This window comes from Stenotrophomonas maltophilia (assembly GCF_023518235.1).
Taxonomy (GTDB): Bacteria; Pseudomonadota; Gammaproteobacteria; order Xanthomonadales; family Xanthomonadaceae; genus Stenotrophomonas.
This window is the reverse complement of the sequence record NZ_CP090423.1, coordinates 944,001-960,891: the sequence shown is the minus strand read 5'-3', so window position 1 is coordinate 960,891 and position 16,891 is coordinate 944,001. Positions and strand designations below refer to the sequence as shown.

At 59.6% G+C, this 16,891-nt stretch carries 16 protein-coding genes; 14 read left to right on the top strand and 2 right to left on the bottom strand.

Annotation, left to right across the window (positions count from 1 at the left end; genetic code table 11):
- Nucleotides 1-34 precede the first annotated feature (34 nt).
- Nucleotides 35-1,999: an AAA family ATPase gene (locus LZ605_RS04665; protein WP_249844009.1), complete on the top strand. Its 1,965-nt coding sequence runs from the start codon at nucleotides 35-37 to the stop codon at nucleotides 1,997-1,999.
- A gap of 168 nt (nucleotides 2,000-2,167) precedes the next feature.
- On the opposite strand, the gene LZ605_RS04660 is transcribed toward LZ605_RS04665, so the two are convergent.
- Both LZ605_RS04660 and LZ605_RS04655 read right to left on the bottom strand, forming a co-directional pair.
- Nucleotides 2,168-2,869 carry an adenylate/guanylate cyclase domain-containing protein gene (locus tag LZ605_RS04660; RefSeq protein ID WP_197621874.1) on the bottom strand — a complete coding sequence of 234 codons (702 nt, stop codon included), beginning with the start codon at nucleotides 2,867-2,869 and terminating at the stop codon, nucleotides 2,168-2,170.
- A gap of 2 nt (nucleotides 2,870-2,871) precedes the next feature.
- Nucleotides 2,872-3,792 (bottom strand): TIR domain-containing protein, encoded by a 921-nt coding sequence (locus LZ605_RS04655; protein WP_088428977.1) that lies wholly within the window; start codon nucleotides 3,790-3,792, stop codon nucleotides 2,872-2,874.
- A gap of 133 nt (nucleotides 3,793-3,925) precedes the next feature.
- Between LZ605_RS04655 and LZ605_RS04650 the strand changes: the two genes are divergently transcribed.
- The 13 genes from LZ605_RS04650 to LZ605_RS04595 all read left to right on the top strand — a co-directional run bounded on the left by LZ605_RS04650 (nucleotide 3,926) and on the right by LZ605_RS04595 (nucleotide 16,780).
- Nucleotides 3,926-4,846, top strand: a complete 921-nt coding sequence (locus LZ605_RS04650) for an adenylate/guanylate cyclase domain-containing protein (protein WP_249844008.1) — start codon at nucleotides 3,926-3,928, stop codon at nucleotides 4,844-4,846.
- Between the two features lie 57 nt (nucleotides 4,847-4,903).
- The gene (locus tag LZ605_RS04645; RefSeq protein WP_102947207.1) at nucleotides 4,904-5,860 is read left to right on the top strand and encodes an IS5 family transposase; all 957 of its coding nucleotides are present in this window, start codon (nucleotides 4,904-4,906) and stop codon (nucleotides 5,858-5,860) included.
- Nucleotides 5,861-5,990: 130 nt separating this feature from the next.
- A complete protein-coding gene (locus LZ605_RS04640; RefSeq protein ID WP_249844007.1) occupies nucleotides 5,991-6,632 on the top strand; it encodes a hypothetical protein in 642 nt (213 codons plus the stop codon).
- Nucleotides 6,629-7,507 (top strand): E2 domain-containing protein, encoded by an 879-nt coding sequence (locus tag LZ605_RS23165; RefSeq protein WP_353949944.1) that lies wholly within the window; start codon nucleotides 6,629-6,631, stop codon nucleotides 7,505-7,507. The genes LZ605_RS04640 and LZ605_RS23165 overlap by 4 nt, the downstream gene beginning before the upstream one ends.
- Nucleotides 7,508-7,595: 88 nt before the next feature.
- Nucleotides 7,596-7,976 carry a Pycsar system effector family protein gene (locus LZ605_RS23160; RefSeq protein ID WP_353949956.1) on the top strand — a complete coding sequence of 127 codons (381 nt, stop codon included), beginning with the start codon at nucleotides 7,596-7,598 and terminating at the stop codon, nucleotides 7,974-7,976.
- A gap of 916 nt (nucleotides 7,977-8,892) precedes the next feature.
- Nucleotides 8,893-9,132, top strand: a complete 240-nt coding sequence (locus tag LZ605_RS04630; RefSeq protein ID WP_126412177.1) for a hypothetical protein — start codon at nucleotides 8,893-8,895, stop codon at nucleotides 9,130-9,132.
- Between the two features lie 720 nt (nucleotides 9,133-9,852).
- Complete coding sequence (locus LZ605_RS04625; protein ID WP_024956858.1) at nucleotides 9,853-10,176, top strand: hypothetical protein; 324 nt, start codon at nucleotides 9,853-9,855, stop codon at nucleotides 10,174-10,176.
- 375 nt (nucleotides 10,177-10,551) lie between these two features.
- Complete coding sequence (locus LZ605_RS04620) at nucleotides 10,552-11,268, top strand: hypothetical protein (protein WP_049401583.1); 717 nt, start codon at nucleotides 10,552-10,554, stop codon at nucleotides 11,266-11,268.
- Nucleotides 11,261-13,111 (top strand): hypothetical protein, encoded by a 1,851-nt coding sequence (locus tag LZ605_RS04615; RefSeq protein WP_024956856.1) that lies wholly within the window; start codon nucleotides 11,261-11,263, stop codon nucleotides 13,109-13,111. Before LZ605_RS04620 ends, LZ605_RS04615 begins: the two co-directional genes overlap by 8 nt.
- A 22-nt stretch (nucleotides 13,112-13,133) precedes the next feature.
- Nucleotides 13,134-14,180: an ATP-binding protein gene (locus tag LZ605_RS04610; protein WP_072167141.1), complete on the top strand. Its 1,047-nt coding sequence runs from the start codon at nucleotides 13,134-13,136 to the stop codon at nucleotides 14,178-14,180.
- Nucleotides 14,181-15,006: 826 nt separating this feature from the next.
- On the top strand, nucleotides 15,007-15,552 hold the full coding sequence (locus tag LZ605_RS04605; RefSeq protein WP_126412179.1) for a hypothetical protein: 546 nt from the start codon (nucleotides 15,007-15,009) through the stop codon (nucleotides 15,550-15,552).
- Nucleotides 15,553-15,980: 428 nt separating this feature from the next.
- The gene (locus tag LZ605_RS04600; protein WP_306803841.1) at nucleotides 15,981-16,352 is read left to right on the top strand and encodes a DUF3653 domain-containing protein; all 372 of its coding nucleotides are present in this window, start codon (nucleotides 15,981-15,983) and stop codon (nucleotides 16,350-16,352) included.
- Nucleotides 16,353-16,588: 236 nt separating this feature from the next.
- The gene (locus tag LZ605_RS04595) at nucleotides 16,589-16,780 is read left to right on the top strand and encodes a hypothetical protein (protein WP_249844006.1); all 192 of its coding nucleotides are present in this window, start codon (nucleotides 16,589-16,591) and stop codon (nucleotides 16,778-16,780) included.
- The last annotated feature ends 111 nt before the right edge of the window (nucleotides 16,781-16,891 follow it).

Here is a 16,891-nt window from a genome sequence, read left to right as displayed (position 1 = left end):
CGCGCACCATCCACGGCAGGAATCAGGGGGCAGCATGAAGCTAGTCAAGGCACGGATCCGAAACTTCCGTTCTGCAGAGGATTCCGGAACGTTCGATGTCGGAGAGCTGACCTGCTTGGTCGGTAAGAACGAGGCGGGCAAGACTGCAATTCTGACGGCGTTGTTTGGTACCCGTCCCATCGCCGACCAGTTTGCTTACGACACGGTGCACGATTACCCCCGCCGCTTCCTCACGCGGTATGAGGAACGCCACGACGACGAACCCGCACCGGTTGCCACCCTGACCTGGGAGCTCAGCCACGAAGACCAAAAGGCGGTCGCCGACGTCCTGGGTGCCGGCGCGTTAAGTAGTACGACCGTTGACGTAACGACAGATTACAGTGGCCACAGCACTTGGAGCATTCACGTCGATCCCAACGTGGTGCGCGCGTTTCTGCTCGACCAGCACGGTGTGGCAGGCGAGGAGCGGGAGAAGTTTTCCAAGATATTGCTGGATCGACTCGTGGTCGAGATAGATGCGCACCCCGAGCCGTCTGACCAATTGCAGGCGGTCAAGCGGTCCATCAGCGGCTTCCGCAAGGGGAAACCAGTGCTGGCGGCCATCGATATCCTGCAGAAAAGGATGCCGGCGTTCTTCTATACCTCTCACTTTGATCGCATGTCCGGGGAGATATCGCTGGACAAGCTGTCTCGTGACACCCAAAGCGGCGCGACGATCTCCCCGGGTGACCAGATTTTCCTCGACTTCCTCGAGTACGCCGGGACGTCGGTCAGCGAATTGCAGTCCAGCACACGCCTGGAAGAGCTCAACGCACGTTGCCAAGCCGCCTCCAATGAAATTACCGATGAGATCTTCGAGTTTTGGAGTCAGAACGACGCGCTCAGTGTAGAGATAGCGCTTGCCCAAGGCCTCTCCGAGGATCCCGCCCCCTTCAATAGCGGGACTGTTGCCAAAATCCGCATTCGGAATGACAACCACAAGGTTTCGGTGCCCCTGTCTGAGCGCAGCGCCGGATTCGTCTGGTTCTTCTCCTTCCTGTCGCAGTTCAAGCAGATGCGAAAGAGGAACCCCGGTGCGATCATCCTTCTGGATGAGCCTGGATTGACGCTACATGGAAAGGCGCAAGCTGATCTGCTCCGCTACATCATTGAGCGTCTACTCCCCGACCACCAGGTCATCTACAGCACCCACTCGCCCTTTATGGTGCCGGCCGATCGTCTTGCGGACGTTCGCGTCGTCGAGGACGTTGTCACCTACGACCAGCGTCGCCGCCCCACCGTTAAGGGCACACAGGTCTCCGCGGACGTCCTGAGCGTCGATCAGGACACGCTGTTCCCCCTTCAGGCCCATCTCGGTTACGAGGTTACCCAAAGCCTGTTTGTGGGAGCGCATACCCTGTTGGTCGAAGGACCTTCGGATGTGCTCTATCTTCAGGCGGCATCGCACGCGCTCAAGCAACGCAAGCGCCAAGGCTTGGACAGCCGGTGGGTGATCTGCCCCACAGGCGGCATAGACAAAGTGCAATCGTTCGCCTCGCTCTTCTCTGGCAAGGGCATCCACATGGTCGCCTTGTGTGACTACGGCAATGGCGATAAAGGCAAGGTGCAGCGGCTGAGGGAGTCTCAGATCATGAAGACTTCCGGCGTCTTGGTAGCCACGGATTTCACCGGAAAGGCGGAGAGCGACATTGAGGACTTCTTCGCACCCGCCGTCTTCGCCGACATCCTCAACGGTGCCTACGGTCTGAAGGGAAAAGGGCAAATTTCCGCCCGGCAGTTCAGCCAAGACGGTGCCCTGACGCGCCAGGTCAAACAGGCCGAAGCACTGTTTAATGTCATGGGGGCTTCCGTTCCGCCCCTGGATCATTTCACTCCCGCCAACTGGCTCATCCAGAATCAGCACGTGCTGGCCGCGGAAACTACGGCCATCAATGAAACGCTGGAGCGCTTTGAGAAGGCCTTCGCTGAGATCAATGCGGCGCTAGGGGCCGGTGCGTAGATGAACCTCTGCCAGAGCTCCGCAATGGCAGCGGGTTCCTCTCCCGGCGCGCACTCATCGGAGGGCAGGACTCGGCTGCCTGACTCCCGCGCCATGAAATCGGCCTCTAACAGTGCGCCCTTTCCCTGCCATGCTGGCCCTGCGAATGCCGGGTCCGCAGAGGGCGCTTTAGACGCGCCAAGCCCAGTCTGATCCGTGAATGCGGCGACCACCCTGCCGGTTCCAGCGGAACGCCTCCCACATCAGAGTCGGCGGCGTTCCACCGTACTTCAACTCATCAGCCAACCGGATGAACACCTCATCGGTAATCCAGGTTGACGGGGCAAGGTCCAGGTCCGTGAGCTTGGCCGCATGATTGGCCGCGCGTCCAACCCAGACGATGTCGTTGCCGCCTCGAATACCCGTGCGAGCAGCTCGGATTGGGCTGCTGTCGATTCCGACGACATGCCTCACGGTACCTGTCCAGTCGGGGTACTGCTTTTTCAACGCTGGCATGACGATCATCTTGACCGCATAGTTGATTTTCAACCCGGCCTTAGCCGCCGGCGTGGCTTGCCGGTCACCCACCCAGATGCCCATGACACGATCTCCGTCGTAGGAGGTGATCTTGCCGCCCTCTTTCCTGATGATCGTCGCTGCACAGTGCAGGAACGCTTTGTAGATCTCTGCACTCAACTGCCAGGCTTCGGTGTCGACCATATTCGTTGAGCCGTTCAGGTCCGCGTACAAAACAGTGGCACGATCAAACTCCACTGCGTCATTGCCCAATCGCAGATCTTCTGGATCGGGTACAACTTGACCTCTCCGTGTAGACCATCGGGTTTGTGCTATCGCCTGCACGGCGGCCGTCATCTCTTCCAGCAGTGCCACCGTCAGTCCCTCGGCCCAGCTTCGAGAATGCGGGAGCGAATTTGTTCGCATGCCGGTGCAATCAAAGCCCGGGCGTCCGGGCCAGGGGTGTATCGGTAGGGGACGGTCGTGAGCCCCGTGAGATCACTGGGAAGCTTCAGCTTGTCTTCGCGCGGCTCCATCAAGAAGGCGCGCCGACGCCCCAGGAATCCAATGAACATACCCAGTTCAAAGACGACGTTGTCGCGCATGACAGGCCACTCGTCACCGCGGCTGATGACCATGTCATCCGCGTGGGCCACGGCAATGGCAAAGTCTGCCTGTTCCAGCTGGCGCTCGAGCTCGTCAAGTGTGTAGTTGGCGGCGCGGAACACCCCGTGGTCCCATACCACCGTCAGGAACGGGTCGTGCTCGAAGTGCTGTACCAGCAACCGCGTGACAGGGAGCGCCTCCACCGACGACATCACAAAGACCCGGACCTGTCCGCGAGGTTGGGTAATCATGTGATTGCGCTCTTTTAGACGGCGCGAAAGGGTCGCGGCCAGCCGCCGCCAGATGACGGGGTGTGAATCCGCAATCCTGCTGAAATCGATTTCCGGCACCTTTAGCACTACGGTCGGCTCGCGTGCAGTAACAGTTGCCGCCCGCAGTTGCGCCGGTTCGATGGCTGCCATTTCGCCGACGTGGTCCCCAGCCCTTCGGGTATTAACCACTTTGCCGTTGACCAGCACGTCCACGGAGCCGGAGACAATGAAGAAAACGTCGGTCTCTGGGGCGCCCTGAGTGATAAAGGCCTGCCCTGTCCCCACGTCGAGCAATTCCCCGGCCTGTGCCAGCTGGGCTGCGGCCGCGTCCAAGCCGGCCAGCAGGCGGAACTCAGCCAAGGCGGCGATCAGTCGCCTGCCATCATCCGCCGCGAGGCGCTCGACGATCCCAGTCCCCATACTGCCCCCTTGAAAGTGTGAACTGGGTCCCAATATACGCCCAAAGGAGCTGGAATGAATCCGGCTGCCAGCCACGCCGTAGGCGACGCGACCCGCCCGGCCTGGCCTCCTCTTGGGCGCAGGGAGTAGCACGATGGGACACAGCTGGAAAAAAGATCGCACCAAGAAGCGCATTGCCACCCGTTACGCCGAAGTCCGCGACGTGGACATCCGCGATTACAAGCGGGAAACCTCGCTGGTGGATATTCCAGTCAATCGCGCCTATCGCGTCCAAGGGGCGCATGTCTACATCGACATCGTCAATCTGGCGGACATGCTTAGCTGCACTGACATCGAAGGCGAAACCTGCCACAAGCGGGCCCTTCGATTCCTGAATCAGCACTACCGCGCCGTCCATCGCATCCTCGTTGAAAGTGATGCCATCCGTGTGGACTTTCACAACCAGCGGCTGCATGCGGTTGTGACCAAGCCGTACGGCGATGCCAACGAACGCGCCCGGATCGAGCGCGCGGTTGCGATCGCCCAGCTCGCCATCGATGTGCTGGCTGAAACGGGCGACTCGGACGCGCACATCCCCAATGCCCAGGTTCGTGTCGGCATTGACAGCGGGATGGCGTTGGCCGTCAACAATGGTCGTCGCGCCAGCCGAGAACCTCTTTTCTTAGGCTCCCCAGCCAATCAGGCGGCCAAGTGTGCCGGGCATGGAGGGGCTGAAGGCATCTACCTGACGCACGGCGCACGTGCCGTGCTTGAACTGCCTACCTTGACCGGCAACAAGGACCGCACCACTTCGCTGACCGATGCTCAGATTTCCGCATGCGTCGAGGCCGCTGCACTCGGCATTTCCAAGTCGCGCATCATCGAACTCTGGAAAGATGAACAGGCCGAGCTCCCTATCGGCGAATTCAAGTTCAGTCGACCGACGCCTCCGCTTTCTGATCTGGACTTCTCCCTGCTCAGCGCGGCGAACTCAAGGCGATTTGATGGCGTTTCGATCTATGCCGACATTGACGGATTCACCGACTTCGTGGACAAGCACTTAGGGCAACGCTGATCAAGTCTCAAAAACCTGAGAAAATAGTCTCATGTATTGGATAGCGGGAATCGAGCGATGAAGCAGCAGACCTTGGCGATGGCGGCGGATCAGGAAGTTGGGTTCGAGCAGTACCGTCGGCCCACGCGCCGGGATGTGTTTCTTTCGACGATGGAGCAGATCGTGCCGTGGTCGGCGCTGTGCGCGGTGATCGAGCCGCACTACCCCAAGCCTGGCAACGGTCGTCCGCCGGTGGGGCTGGAGCGGATGCTGCGGATGTATTTCGTGCAGCACTGGTTCAACCTGGCCGACCAGGCATGCGAGGAAGCACTGCTCGATAGTCCGGCGCTGCGGCGGTTCGTGGGGATCGACCTGGGCCGCGAGCGGGTGCCCGACGCCACCACGCTGCTGAAGTTCCGCCGCTTGCTGGAGCACCACGAGTTGGGCGCAGCGTTGTTCGCCCAAGTGGGAGACGTGCTTGAGGACCGCGGCCTGAAGGTGGGCACCGGCACGATCGTGGATGCCACGATAATCGCAGCACCGAGTTCGACCAAGAACGCCGACAAGGCCCGCGATCCTGACATGCACCAGACGCGCAAAGGCCAGCAGTGGTATTACGGGATGAAGCTGCACATTGGCGTGGACAGCCGCACGGGGCTGGCGCACAGCGCGGCGGTGACCGCAGCCAACGTACACGACAAGCACTTGCTGGAGGACCTGCTGCACGGGGAGGAGCGGCGGGTCTATGGCGACAGTGCCTATGCCAGCCAGAAGGCCCTGATTGGCGAGCATGCGCCGCATGCCAAGGACTTCACCAACCAGCGGGTGCGCAAGGGCGGCGAAGTGGATGAAGCCGAGCGCAACCGCAACAAGTCCAGGATCCGGGCACGGGTGGAACACGTGTTCGCGGTGGTGAAGCGGCTGTGGGGCTTCAGCAAGGTGCGCTACCGAGGGCTGGAGAAGAATGCCAATCGCAGCTTCGTGGTGTTGGGGCTGGCCAACCTGTACTTGGCGCGTGCCCGTGTGGCGGGATAGATGCCCTTGGTGGGCAGCGATGGGGGTGAAAATCCCCGACCGCTGCAAGGTTCAAGCTACAAAAGTCCATGTAGGGACAAAAATCGCTTCATCGAATTCATCTTGATCAGTGCAATCGCTGTGCAGCTACTTGATCAGCGTTGCCTTAGAGGAGGATCCCGAACATCTGGTTCGAACACTGCACGTATTGCGCTCTGAGCTGGATGCGGTCGTACACGAGGATTTTGGAGGGCGTCGTGTCCGTTTTATTGGCGACTGCCTTCATGGGGTGCTGCTGGAGGGCACGTCACAGACGACAGATGCGCAGGACACGGTCAGCACCGCTGCCCAGTGCGCGGGTGCATTGCGCAGCAGTTTCTCCACTGCCCTGGAGCAACTGAGCGCCGAAGGCGCGGAAGTGGCAGAGCTGGGATTGGCCATTGGCTTCGAACTTGGCCCCCTTGCCATTTCCCGCCTGGGCATGAAGGGGAGCCTTCTGCGGTGTGCCACGGGGCGAGCGGTGTTGGAATCTGAAGCCCAACAACGACTCTGCGACGGTGTGGAGACGGCCATTGGTGAAAATGCCTACAAGGCCGCCAGCGCCGCGATACGGACCGTCTTTACCGACAAGCGAAAGGCGGCGAACCTAGACTATGCCGCAGCGGTGGAGGAACTCGCCGCATCCGGGGACCGCGTGGCGAAGGCAACACTGGAGGCACACTACGCTGAAGTGGCACCCGCAGTGGCTCCTGCGCTCGCGCAGCCGATCCGTCCTCATGTGGCCGCGACGTGACGCCAAGGCCTTTGGAGCTGCTGCAGCGCGTGGCACCGGACTACGGTGCCACGTTGATCGTAGACCCTGTCGGGGGGCTGGTTGGGATCACAGTGGTTCGGGCCGGCGGAGCCGAGTACGCATTTAGATTGCTCGTCTCCGTTGCAGGCGAGCACGTCTCAGTGCGCGAGATCGCCGACCCCGGCATGCTGCCGGGGTTCTGTCCCGATCGGCATATCAACGGTGACCGTAGCTTCTGCCTCGGCTGGGGAGAAGACAATCCGAGCCGGATCCAAGACGAAGCAGCAGCGAGGCATTGGTGGGCCACGGTCTACCAGTACCTGACCTACCAGATCGGCGCGAACGCCCGCCGGGTCTTTCCTGGAGCGGAGAACGGCCGCGCGCACGGTCGTGCTGCGCAGCATCAGGCCAATGCTGAGCAGGCAGCCGAACGACTGGGTCCGGCATTCAAGGCAGATGTGCTCGCGGGGCAGTTCATGGTCCGCAAGGATTCGCGCCCTCAGAAGCGGAGGCTCGAGCTCTGGCACGGCAAACTACTCCTTGCTCGGGTGTCGACGCGCACTGAAACCTTGGTCGGGAGACCCCCAGTCTGCCCATGTGGCCGCGATCCTGACGGTGCGATCACTGCATGTGGCGACCACGCTGCGGCCCTGGTCACTTTCATCTTGGAACAGCACCGATGTGCGCTGGCCGACACAGCTTTCCTTGAGGATTGTGCGGCTGCAGGAGCGCGCTGCTGCGGAACGCTGGACATCTGCGGTCTTCGATCTGCCATCAAACGAACACAAACCGTATCCCTCAAGACAGAGAACTCACCCCGTGCAAGAACCTCAAAATTCTGGCGGCCACCCGCCAAATCAAAGCGACCGCGTTAGTGCCGCTTGGCAGCAGCTGAATTTGGTCTTGGGCTTCTTCTCCCGTGTAGACACAAAACTCTCGGTCGGCCTGGGTATCAACCTGGGCATGCTTGCCATGATCGCGACGCGGCTGCCGAAACTTGATGAACTAACGGCCCTGATCTCGGTTGTGGGCGTTTTGTTCCTTACACCGCTTACTGTTAGCTTCTGGCACCTGTGGTACGGATATTTTCCGGAACTGCGAGGCGGGTCAAATTCGCTCATCTTCTTTGAACGGGTGTCGAGCATGGCCGAGCACGAGTTCTTGCAGAAGTGCGCGGAGCGTACGCTGATGGAGTTCGAGGAAGACCTCCTGGGTCAATGTTGGCGCAATTCCAAGATTCTCTCGTCAAAATTCAGCTGTTTGAAGTACGCGTACATTGCCACTGTTCTGGCAATCGCCCCATGGATGGCACTCATCGTTGTGCTGCCTCCGCCGGCAAAGTGACACACAAGTGGCTTCTGCTCATCCAGTTGTTGAGCCGGAGCCCCGGGCAGCGCTGACAGGGCCGGGCCTTCCGGCCCAAGTCGGCCCAAGGTGAGAAACGGTGCTGGCCATTGCCGGAGTTTGGCCATCGGCTATCACACGCACGTCGCAGTTAGCTCCCTTTCGGAAGGGGATGCCAGCCTAGACGTGCAGCAAACTCACGACGATAGACGGTGTCAATCTGGGGCGGGGCTCGCCGGACGTACTCTTCTGCGAGCGTCGCAGTTTGCCCTGAGAGGCTTGCGAGGTAGGCAACTGCTTCTTCCACTGATGGGACGCGTTGATTTTCCCCGTTGAACTTCGGTGGCAGCGCCGTCCATAGCACAGTGGTAATCCCGCGAGCAGCGGCCCAGTCAGCGAGCCCAGGAATACTCGCCGGTGCTGGACAGCCATGTGTCCAGACCCCCAAGTGTCGCTCCATGTTCTTTGAGGGAATGGCTTCCCGCTCACGCAAGGCTCGCTTGGCGTCGCCCTCGTCGTCGGTACCAGCCTCAACCCAGAAGGAGGTGACAGCAGACGCGGCCGCATGCATGACCAACGTAAGCCGTCCATTGCCGGATTGCCTTAAAAACTCTACGCAAACCGTTGGCCCGTCTGCCAGCCACTGTCCACGAACCGGTAGACCGTCGGGTTGCCATACCAGCGACCCCCAACCAAGATAGGCAATCATCTTGAGCCTCTACTCGACTGCGACAGCCGTGCCGCCCACCACAAGCGGCTCATTTCGTAATCGGTCGAGCCTTTAGTCTCTGCGCTCACCATCCTGGATGCCTCCTCGTCTCAACAAGACTCTGTATTGATAGCGCTACCGCGCCATCTGCCGCGATGTTGCGCTGCAGGGTCCGACGCCGGGCGAGAAGAAGCGCAAAGACGGAGCATGCTGCTGATTGCGGACTACCCGCAAGAGCGGGTGACGCATGCCTGGGAGATAGTCGAACCCGCTGTCTTCAAGCTCAAGTACGAGGCGGGAGAGAACCTCATGCTGCAGGAGCAAGCGGCGTCGCGACGATGCAATCCGAACACCCCGGCACCCTGTGAAAGGAAGCACGAAATGGCTGAAGTACCAGAACAGCTCTTCGGCAATAAGCTGGATGGGACTATCCTGCCCCACCAGTAGCAGGCAATCGTGCAGTGCACGCCCCAAGGCAAAGCAGTCATGCCGTCTGCCCTGCTCATGGGCGACCCTCAACATCACCACTAGTGCCGCCAGGCTATCCAGAGTGCCCAGCCCGCACAAGCCCTCGGTGATCTCTCGTAACCGACGGTCTCGGCGGACAAACATGCCGGCTCGCAAGCTCGCTCCGCTGAACACTTCCAGTTGCACAGGTGCACTGAGCGACATGAGTATTGATTCTCCACAACCGCCAAGTGCCTCGTGGACATTCAGAGCGGCCCAGACCGGTGAACATAGAACCATGCGGGAGCCGGGATAGCGCGCCTCGGCTGCTGCCTGCGTCGCCTGGGACGGGACGTGTTCCGCATGGGCATATTTCACCCACACATTGGAGTGGCAGCCGGGACGCTCCGGGGATATCGACTGTCCGAGCGCGTATGCGCTGGATAGGCCCATTCGGCTTCGCAAGCATTCAAACCACAATCCGACACTGAGTGATCGCAGGCAGTACGGCACGGCTCGGTTGGCGGGAAGTATGCTCGTGCTTGCACGCATGCGGGCAAGTCGCGCCTCGCCGTAAAAGGGTATCTCTTTGAGCGCCATGGCCGTGCCCCTCCCCATTCACCTTTGATGGGTAACGAAACGCGAGTTTGTTACTCCTTCCACCATCCGTATTAGAGGGGCAGAATCAGGAGGACACAAGCGACGGGGTGTGACCACGCCATGACGGAGCGGACCAACGAATCAATCCTGGCCCCGGAACGCCGTGAGATCGAAAGAGAATTGACCTTTCATTTCGGGCCTCTCATCGGCTATGAAAACTTGCCGCGAGCTCTTGGCTATCGCTCCAGCCACGCGCTCCGCCAAGCAGAGGCACGCGGAACCTTGCCCGTGAAGATATTCAAAGTGCCCGGCCGCCGCGGCAAATTTGCCTTTGCGATGGACATCGCCGACTGGATGGTTGGGCTGAGGGCCGCAATCAGTCCGCCGGCAGTATCTGGCACCCCGCAAGATGAAGCGGCTGCTCTGAAGCCCAACCAGGAATGACGCCCCACAACCCAAACTCAAGGGGCCGGGCTTGTAGCGTTTCAAGAACAGACTCAAGACGTCCCCGAAGATGCGCTCGCCGAGCGCCGAGGAGAGTACCAAGAGCCGGAAACTAACATCTCCGAACCCTGGAAATGACTTGCCCCCGTTGGCGCGGGGGCAAGTGACATCTGTTGGAGCAGATGGTGGTGAAACTCAGCCTGTACCCTGAGGCTCACCCTTTTCCTTGACAAAGTCAAGCGACTTCCCGTTCGCGCGGAGGGGTGCGCCCATTTCCTCCCCATCTCATATGGCGGAGGCGAACCTGAATGGGCACCTTGTTCCAATCTCGAGACCGGGCAGACGTTCGCAAGCCGACGGCTGAGGAGCAGGATGATGACCGCAGGAAAAAGCGCGACCGCCAAACCGACGGACGAAGACCGCCGTGAGGGGCATCTGCCCCATTCCCCTCTCGAGCTAGCACGCGGCAAGCGCGACCGCCGCGAAATCTTTGTATTTCAGTCCCCGAAGAATGGGCGGACCGTAACGGTGGCCGACCTGGTCAACTTTTGCCAGGCGCTGATGCTCGAATTTGACCCCCAGGTGGAGATGTATGTTGAGAGGCCGCGTCGAATCACGGTAGGCGAGAAGCGCGACCTTGAGTTGAGCTTCTGGGTCGGGCGGAGGGATGGCACCCAGCACTACCAGTTTGTAATCCCTACAAAACGGGTGGCTTCACTGAGCGTTGGCTTAGTCAAGCTTCCCGCAGATGACGAGCTCATCCACATGGCCTTGAATCAAGGGCTCGTATTGCGACTTGTCCACGAAAACTCTCTGGCATCTCGCGCCAGCGAGGTCGCTGTTGCCTACGAACTACTTCCGCTTGTCTGGGCCAATGCAAAGATCGCGGGGGCCAGGCAGTTGGAAGTGAGGATTGAGGACATGCTCCAGAACGTTGAGCGCCTCACCATGAGCGCATTACAACTGCAGACGGGCCAGGCCCGGTTCGCAGTGGCTTGCGCAGTGGCAAGCCTCGTCTACACCGGCCGCGTACAACTCGTGGACTATCGCCCAGGGGATCCGGATGCCCTCGTGGAGGTGCGTCATGGCTAGGTACGAAATCTATGATCAGGCGACACTCGACGAGTGGTACTCCCCACATCCGGTTGATATTGCACCAGATCATCTCTCCAAGTTCCGCGTGGCCAAGGAAGCACTCACCGCCTTGCTTCTGGGCCGTTCCACCATCACCGCTATATCCCGGAGATATGGAATCTGCCACAAACGCCTGAAGCGCATGGCAATGAAAGCGCCCACGATAGCCCACGATGGCATGCCGCACGGATTTCGCGTATGCATTCCATGGGGCAGTTACTCGACTGAGCTTTCCTTCGAACCCGCGGAATTGCCGCTGGTTCCAGGAAGATTTGCGTGGCACAAAGTCTCCGAAGCTGTGCCGAGTGTTAAAGCCTTGATCGATGGCTTTGCAACCCATCTGCCGCCGGGCCGCCCTCCAAGCGCGTTCGTAAAATTGCACCAACGAGTCCTTGCGGAGCTGAAGCAGCACAACCTGGAGGACAAATTCCCCCTGAACGATCCTGGCAAGGGGAAGCGCTCGCTGCTTGCTTTGCTCAAGCGGCGGCAGTCGGCAGTAGCCGACGTGGACCTTTATGAACCTCAATCGGCATCGAACGCTCCTGTCGCTTTGGAGCAAGCAGTACGGATGGGCCTGTTCGCCAGAACGGAGTTTGACGCGCACCAAATCGATGTTGAATGCAAGATCTCCATCGATATGCCCAATGGCGCGCGTGTTACGCGCAAAGTGTCACGGCTATGGCTTCTCATCGAAATAGAGACTGAATCCAGGGCGGTAACGGGATGGCTTCTCTGTGTCGGCCAGAGCTATGACAATCTTGATGTAGCGCTCTGCTTGTCCAAGTCAATGGAACCCTGGGCTCCCAGGGACCTGACGATCCCGGACCTCTTCTACGCACCTGGCGCTGGAATGCCCGTCTATCAGGCAGCAACGCCGATAGTCACGCGCTCGGCCGCTGTCGCACTGGACAACTTCCTTGCGCACTCGGCCCATGCACTCGAAGCAGCATTCTGCAGGGCTCGGGGAGGTGTGATGATCTTCGGAAAGTCGCACACACCGCGCTCACGACCCATTGTAGAGCAATTCTTCTCGCGCTTGGAACGTGGTGCGCTGCGTAAGATCCCCGGCGGTTTTGAGCCCGCCAAACGGCTGGGGGAAAACAAGATCAGGATCAGCAACTTCTCTCCGGATGCCCATCCCATCCAGATGCACCTTCTCGAGGAGCTCCTGGACGTCATCATAGCCAACTACAACGCGACGCCTCACTCCGCACTCGGACAGATGACGCCGCTAGCGTATCTCACGAATCGCAAAGAGTCAGCGTTTGCGTTTGCGCCGGAAACCTGTGGCCTGGATGCTGCAGATATGGCTTCGACAATCGTAAGCCTGCCCGTAAAAGGCAACAAGGATAATGGGGAGTTGCCCCATGTCACCTACTTGTATGCGGACTACCGATCCCCTTCCCTTAACGATAAATGGGGACTGATTGGCACCAGGATTCTTGCGCGCGTGAATAGGCGCGATCTTCGTTCAATCGTGCTACTTCAAAGTGCCACCGTGCCATTCGGAGTGGCTACCGCGCGAGCGCCTTGGTCGCGCGCGCCGCATGACGAGAGGACGCGAAGGATCATCTGTCGTTGGTCCAAACAGCGCAGTGATTTCTCAATCGCTGGCGTGGAGTGTGCAATTGAAGCCTTCATAGCGCATCTTCGATCTACTGCAGACACGTCCCAACCCGCAGTCGACCAACTTGCGCGCTTGCAGCAGTTGCACTTCGGCCGTCTGCCCGACATTCGGTCCCAGCCAGCTCACATCCCGGTAAGAGTCCCCCGGGGAGGCAAGGTGAATCTTGATGACTAGATCGGACCTTGCGGAGGCCATCATGGCCGTCCGTCGCCTTGACCCCGACCATCCACTTTTCATTGAGTCTGGCTACCGTATCAACACGAAGCCTGTCGAACGCATGGCGGATTTCGTTCTGTACAACATTCAGCAGGGTCATCATGGGTGCTCTCTTTACTCAGAGAGCGGGGTTGGCAAATCCACGGCGCAAGACTATCTAGTCGAAACCGACTGGCGCTGGCTCGTGGAGGACGGACGCCGCGCAGGTGTGGCCAGGGCAATCGTCGCAACCTCAGATGCATGCAGGAGCCCGCTGAGCTTCTGGCACGCGCTTTCACATCAACTGGGAATGCCGCGCTGGTCATCGGCCAGGCCTCACGAGCTGAGGGCACGAATACACAATCACATGCGCGCCGCGTGTGGGCACGCCGACGTACGCAGGTACGTATTGTTCATCGACAGTGCTCAACGGCTCACCAATCTTGAGTTTCAGTGCTTAGAAGATCTTGATAACTTGATGAGCAAGGACAGGCTTACTCTCTTTTTGGTCTTTGTGTACCAAAGTGACCAGCAGGGCATCGAGCTTGGCGACATGTGGCAGCACCATCCGTCACATGTTGTTCGCCGGTGGTTTCTGGACTCAGCCCCATTTCTTCCTCTTGCGGCGCGAGATGAGGTCAGGCATGCCCTGTCGCGCTACGACGGCGCAGCATGGTGGCCGACAGAGGACATGCCATTTTCTAGATACTTCGCCACCGACGCATTTGATCGCGGATGGCGGCTGGAATCTGAAACGGAGATGATTTGCGATGCTGTGTCCGCCCTCCGGAGGGAGGTGGGACTTCCCGAACATAGTGGCTGGCCGATGTGCTCCTTCACATCGACCGTGCGGAATCTGCTAACGAACGCTTGGTTTCAGCAGAGTTTCGAACGCTTCACTCCATCTGACGTCCGTGCTGCGCTTGTGCATGTCGGGTACCTGCGAACCGAGTTCATTCGCATGCGCGAGAAGATGTCCGACAAGGCAATCGCCATCATTGAGAAGATACAGAATACGGCAAACCAGGTAGGGGGAAGCAATGAATAGCTCTCGCGCCGTAAATCCTTCTACGCCTCGGATTGTCGGCGCAGAGCATGAGTTCTATCCATACATATCGGGCTACGGCGTGCTGCAGCGGATCGTTGCACTGGGCATGCCAACAAGTGAGCAACTCATGATCATGGGGGTGAGGCGTAAGACTGGGCGCTCCATGCTCCGCCCTTTGCTTCTGCCGGGCCGGGTGCAGGATACTTTTGCGTCAGCCATCGAAGTCCGTGACGTCACAACGAAGAATCTATGGAATCCGGCCGCGTGGCTTCCAGTTCAATCACTTCGACTTCTCGCGGGTAGTGAGCTTCCATATATGCGGTGCCCCGCATGCGCACTTCACGGCTACCATTGTTCACTATTTCTCCTTCCTTCCATCTCTGCGTGCCCTTGGCATGGCGAGAAGCTCATCAGCCACTGCGAGGCATGCGGAAGGACGCTGGGCACCAGTTTTGACCACTCCGGTGGTCTCGGGACTTGTACTTGTGGATTTCAGCCAATCGACGCCCACACAGCGCTACTGGACGTCAGGCAATTTCCCGCTCGTGAAGTGTCGCAGTGGGTGGATGACTACCTTCATTGGGCATCACGCCAGCGGGCAGGCCGAGTGATTCACTTCCCCAGTGATGCGCAAAGCTGGCCTTCAGCTCTGGCGCGCCTGATTGATAGAACGACTCCTATGCCGCCCGTCCACCAGGACGATGGCAATGCTCACGTAAGGTATGAGGCTTTCCAGCCATCCGCTGACGATCCGGAGCCAGGGGCGTTCTGGGGCTGGGCAATGATTGGCGGCAACTCGGGCCTCATGTGCGCTCCGCTCCCATTGATGGCCTACGATGCTTTGACGCGGGCCACTGCAGCGGCATGCGCCAGGGTCGGACTTGAAGGCCTATCTGTCCTGAGCTTCCGCTCAACGCACTACGACACCCAAGGACCCACTGAGGTAGAGCGGCACGAGTCGTTCCTAGCTCCCTATGGTGTTTCTGCCAGCGGCGCGACTTGGCTCAATCTCTCGGTTGTCGACCCGATGGTAACGTTAGCGTGCGGCACAGCGCTGGAGCTGGCCGCTGCGGCCTTTGGTATCGCGAACGACAAGCCGGATAGGTCCCCTTCCGTAATCGTCGCTTCGGTATTGGACAGCATTAAGGGAAGATCCGCCTTGGTCGACGCGCTTGTGTGGGTTCTGGCAACCGCTTATGAGGAAGGCTTGGCGTTGACGCTTGCAAGGGTGTTCAAGCTGAATCCGAAGGATGTACTGCCTTCAGGTGGGTATCCGGTCATCGAGCTTCAGGGTTCCGCCCGTTCCTTGAGAGAAGTCCGGGTCGCCTGGGTGACACCTCGAAAAACAGCTAGAATCCAGCAGAAATCCTAAGGCAGGCAGTTCTTAGCAATTTTTGCCATCATTGGGGCAACGGCACTGTCTCGTGCCGGACTGCGAACGGCAGTAGCCTTCATGCGAGTACGCAACACAAGGGGAGGCTTTGCCGCCGCGTGGGCTAATTGGCAATTCTAATGAACCCCCGGCAGTCGTGGGCGTGTTTTATGGGCTTCCGGAACTGTTGGGCGTTATTTATGTACTTCTGGAAATGCCGGGCGTCTTTGGTGAACTTCCGGGAATATCGGGCATCTTTGGTGGACTTCCGGAAATATCGGGCATCTTTGGTGGACGGAAGCTGCCAGGAAGAGGCTAAGCTCACCCCATCCATATCTTCTAAAATCAATGCGTTAGAGGCCGGGCGTTTTCGGTGCGGCAGACACTTGCCTCCCTGCTGGCTCCCCCGACAAGGATGAGCTTGCAGCATGATCGAGATCGATCCGCATAAGCGAACTGACCTAACCGGTCCTTGGGCCGGTTTCGGCTTCCAAGCTGGACACATGTTCACCCCCGAAGGTCACCAACTGGAGCCCGGCGACATGGCCTGGTGGTCCCTGACCTGCAACATTGCGCGGGAATGGCGACTGATGATGGCCGAGGCTCGCGCAGACTTGGCTGCACGATCGGCTCCGGCCTCCACGAGGTCCGCCACGGCGAAATCCGGCGTGATCTACCTTGCCGAAGTCCTCAGAATTCGCCGAGAACGGCGGTTGGGCGTCGGTGATCCCGGTTCCGGCGCCGAAACCTCCAACGTGGTCTACATGAGCCGTGGGCCGAGGCATCGTCAGCGCGTGTGAGGCGCTTCCGTAGGGGCGCTGCCCCTACACCCCGGCTACTTGCATGATTCATACACCAAGTCGTCCATTTGGCGGCTCAGCGCGAAGGTGCGTCGGTGGCCCGCAGCCTCGAAGGCGGCGGTACGTTGGGCCTTCGCCCAAGCGCAGCGATCCGGATTCTTGTACTGGGAGAACTGGATTGCGGTGCCGCGAGAAGCCGGTGTAGTGCGTGTGCGTTGTGTCCTGGCGGCAGATTCTTGGCGGATCAGATCGAGGCGACGCTCATTGGCGACTACTTCGGGCGATCTTGGGGCAACCTCCGCAGACCACGTTTTGGCCGCAACACCATCATCGCAAGGTCCGGATCGATATTCGGTACCGGTCTTGGTAACGCATTTGTTGACCTGCTGGGCGTGCGCGCTGCACGCGAACAGCAGAAGACCTGCTGAAATCCATGTCTTCATTGCTTCCCCCTCTGCAGGCGGAAGCTTACCTCGCTGAGCGTGTCAGGCCAATCGGGCGTGACGCGTCACGGTAATAAGAAGATGGCGCCCCCGCTA

Coding starts and splice junctions, on each gene's coding strand:
- LZ605_RS04665 (WP_249844009.1), top strand. CDS start 35: ATGAAGCTAGTCAAGGCACGGATCCGAAACTTCCGTTCTGCAGAGGAT.
- LZ605_RS04655 (WP_088428977.1), bottom strand. CDS start 3,792: ATGGGGACTGGGATCGTCGAGCGCCTCGCGGCGGATGATGGCAGGCGA.
- LZ605_RS04650 (WP_249844008.1), top strand. CDS start 3,926: ATGGGACACAGCTGGAAAAAAGATCGCACCAAGAAGCGCATTGCCACC.
- LZ605_RS04645 (WP_102947207.1), top strand. CDS start 4,904: ATGAAGCAGCAGACCTTGGCGATGGCGGCGGATCAGGAAGTTGGGTTC.
- LZ605_RS23160 (WP_353949956.1), top strand. CDS start 7,596: ATGCTTGCCATGATCGCGACGCGGCTGCCGAAACTTGATGAACTAACG.
- LZ605_RS04630 (WP_126412177.1), top strand. CDS start 8,893: ATGCTGCTGATTGCGGACTACCCGCAAGAGCGGGTGACGCATGCCTGG.
- LZ605_RS04625 (WP_024956858.1), top strand. CDS start 9,853: ATGACGGAGCGGACCAACGAATCAATCCTGGCCCCGGAACGCCGTGAG.
- LZ605_RS04620 (WP_049401583.1), top strand. CDS start 10,552: ATGACCGCAGGAAAAAGCGCGACCGCCAAACCGACGGACGAAGACCGC.
- LZ605_RS04615 (WP_024956856.1), top strand. CDS start 11,261: ATGGCTAGGTACGAAATCTATGATCAGGCGACACTCGACGAGTGGTAC.
- LZ605_RS04610 (WP_072167141.1), top strand. CDS start 13,134: ATGGCCGTCCGTCGCCTTGACCCCGACCATCCACTTTTCATTGAGTCT.
- LZ605_RS04605 (WP_126412179.1), top strand. CDS start 15,007: ATGGCCTACGATGCTTTGACGCGGGCCACTGCAGCGGCATGCGCCAGG.
- LZ605_RS04600 (WP_306803841.1), top strand. CDS start 15,981: ATGATCGAGATCGATCCGCATAAGCGAACTGACCTAACCGGTCCTTGG.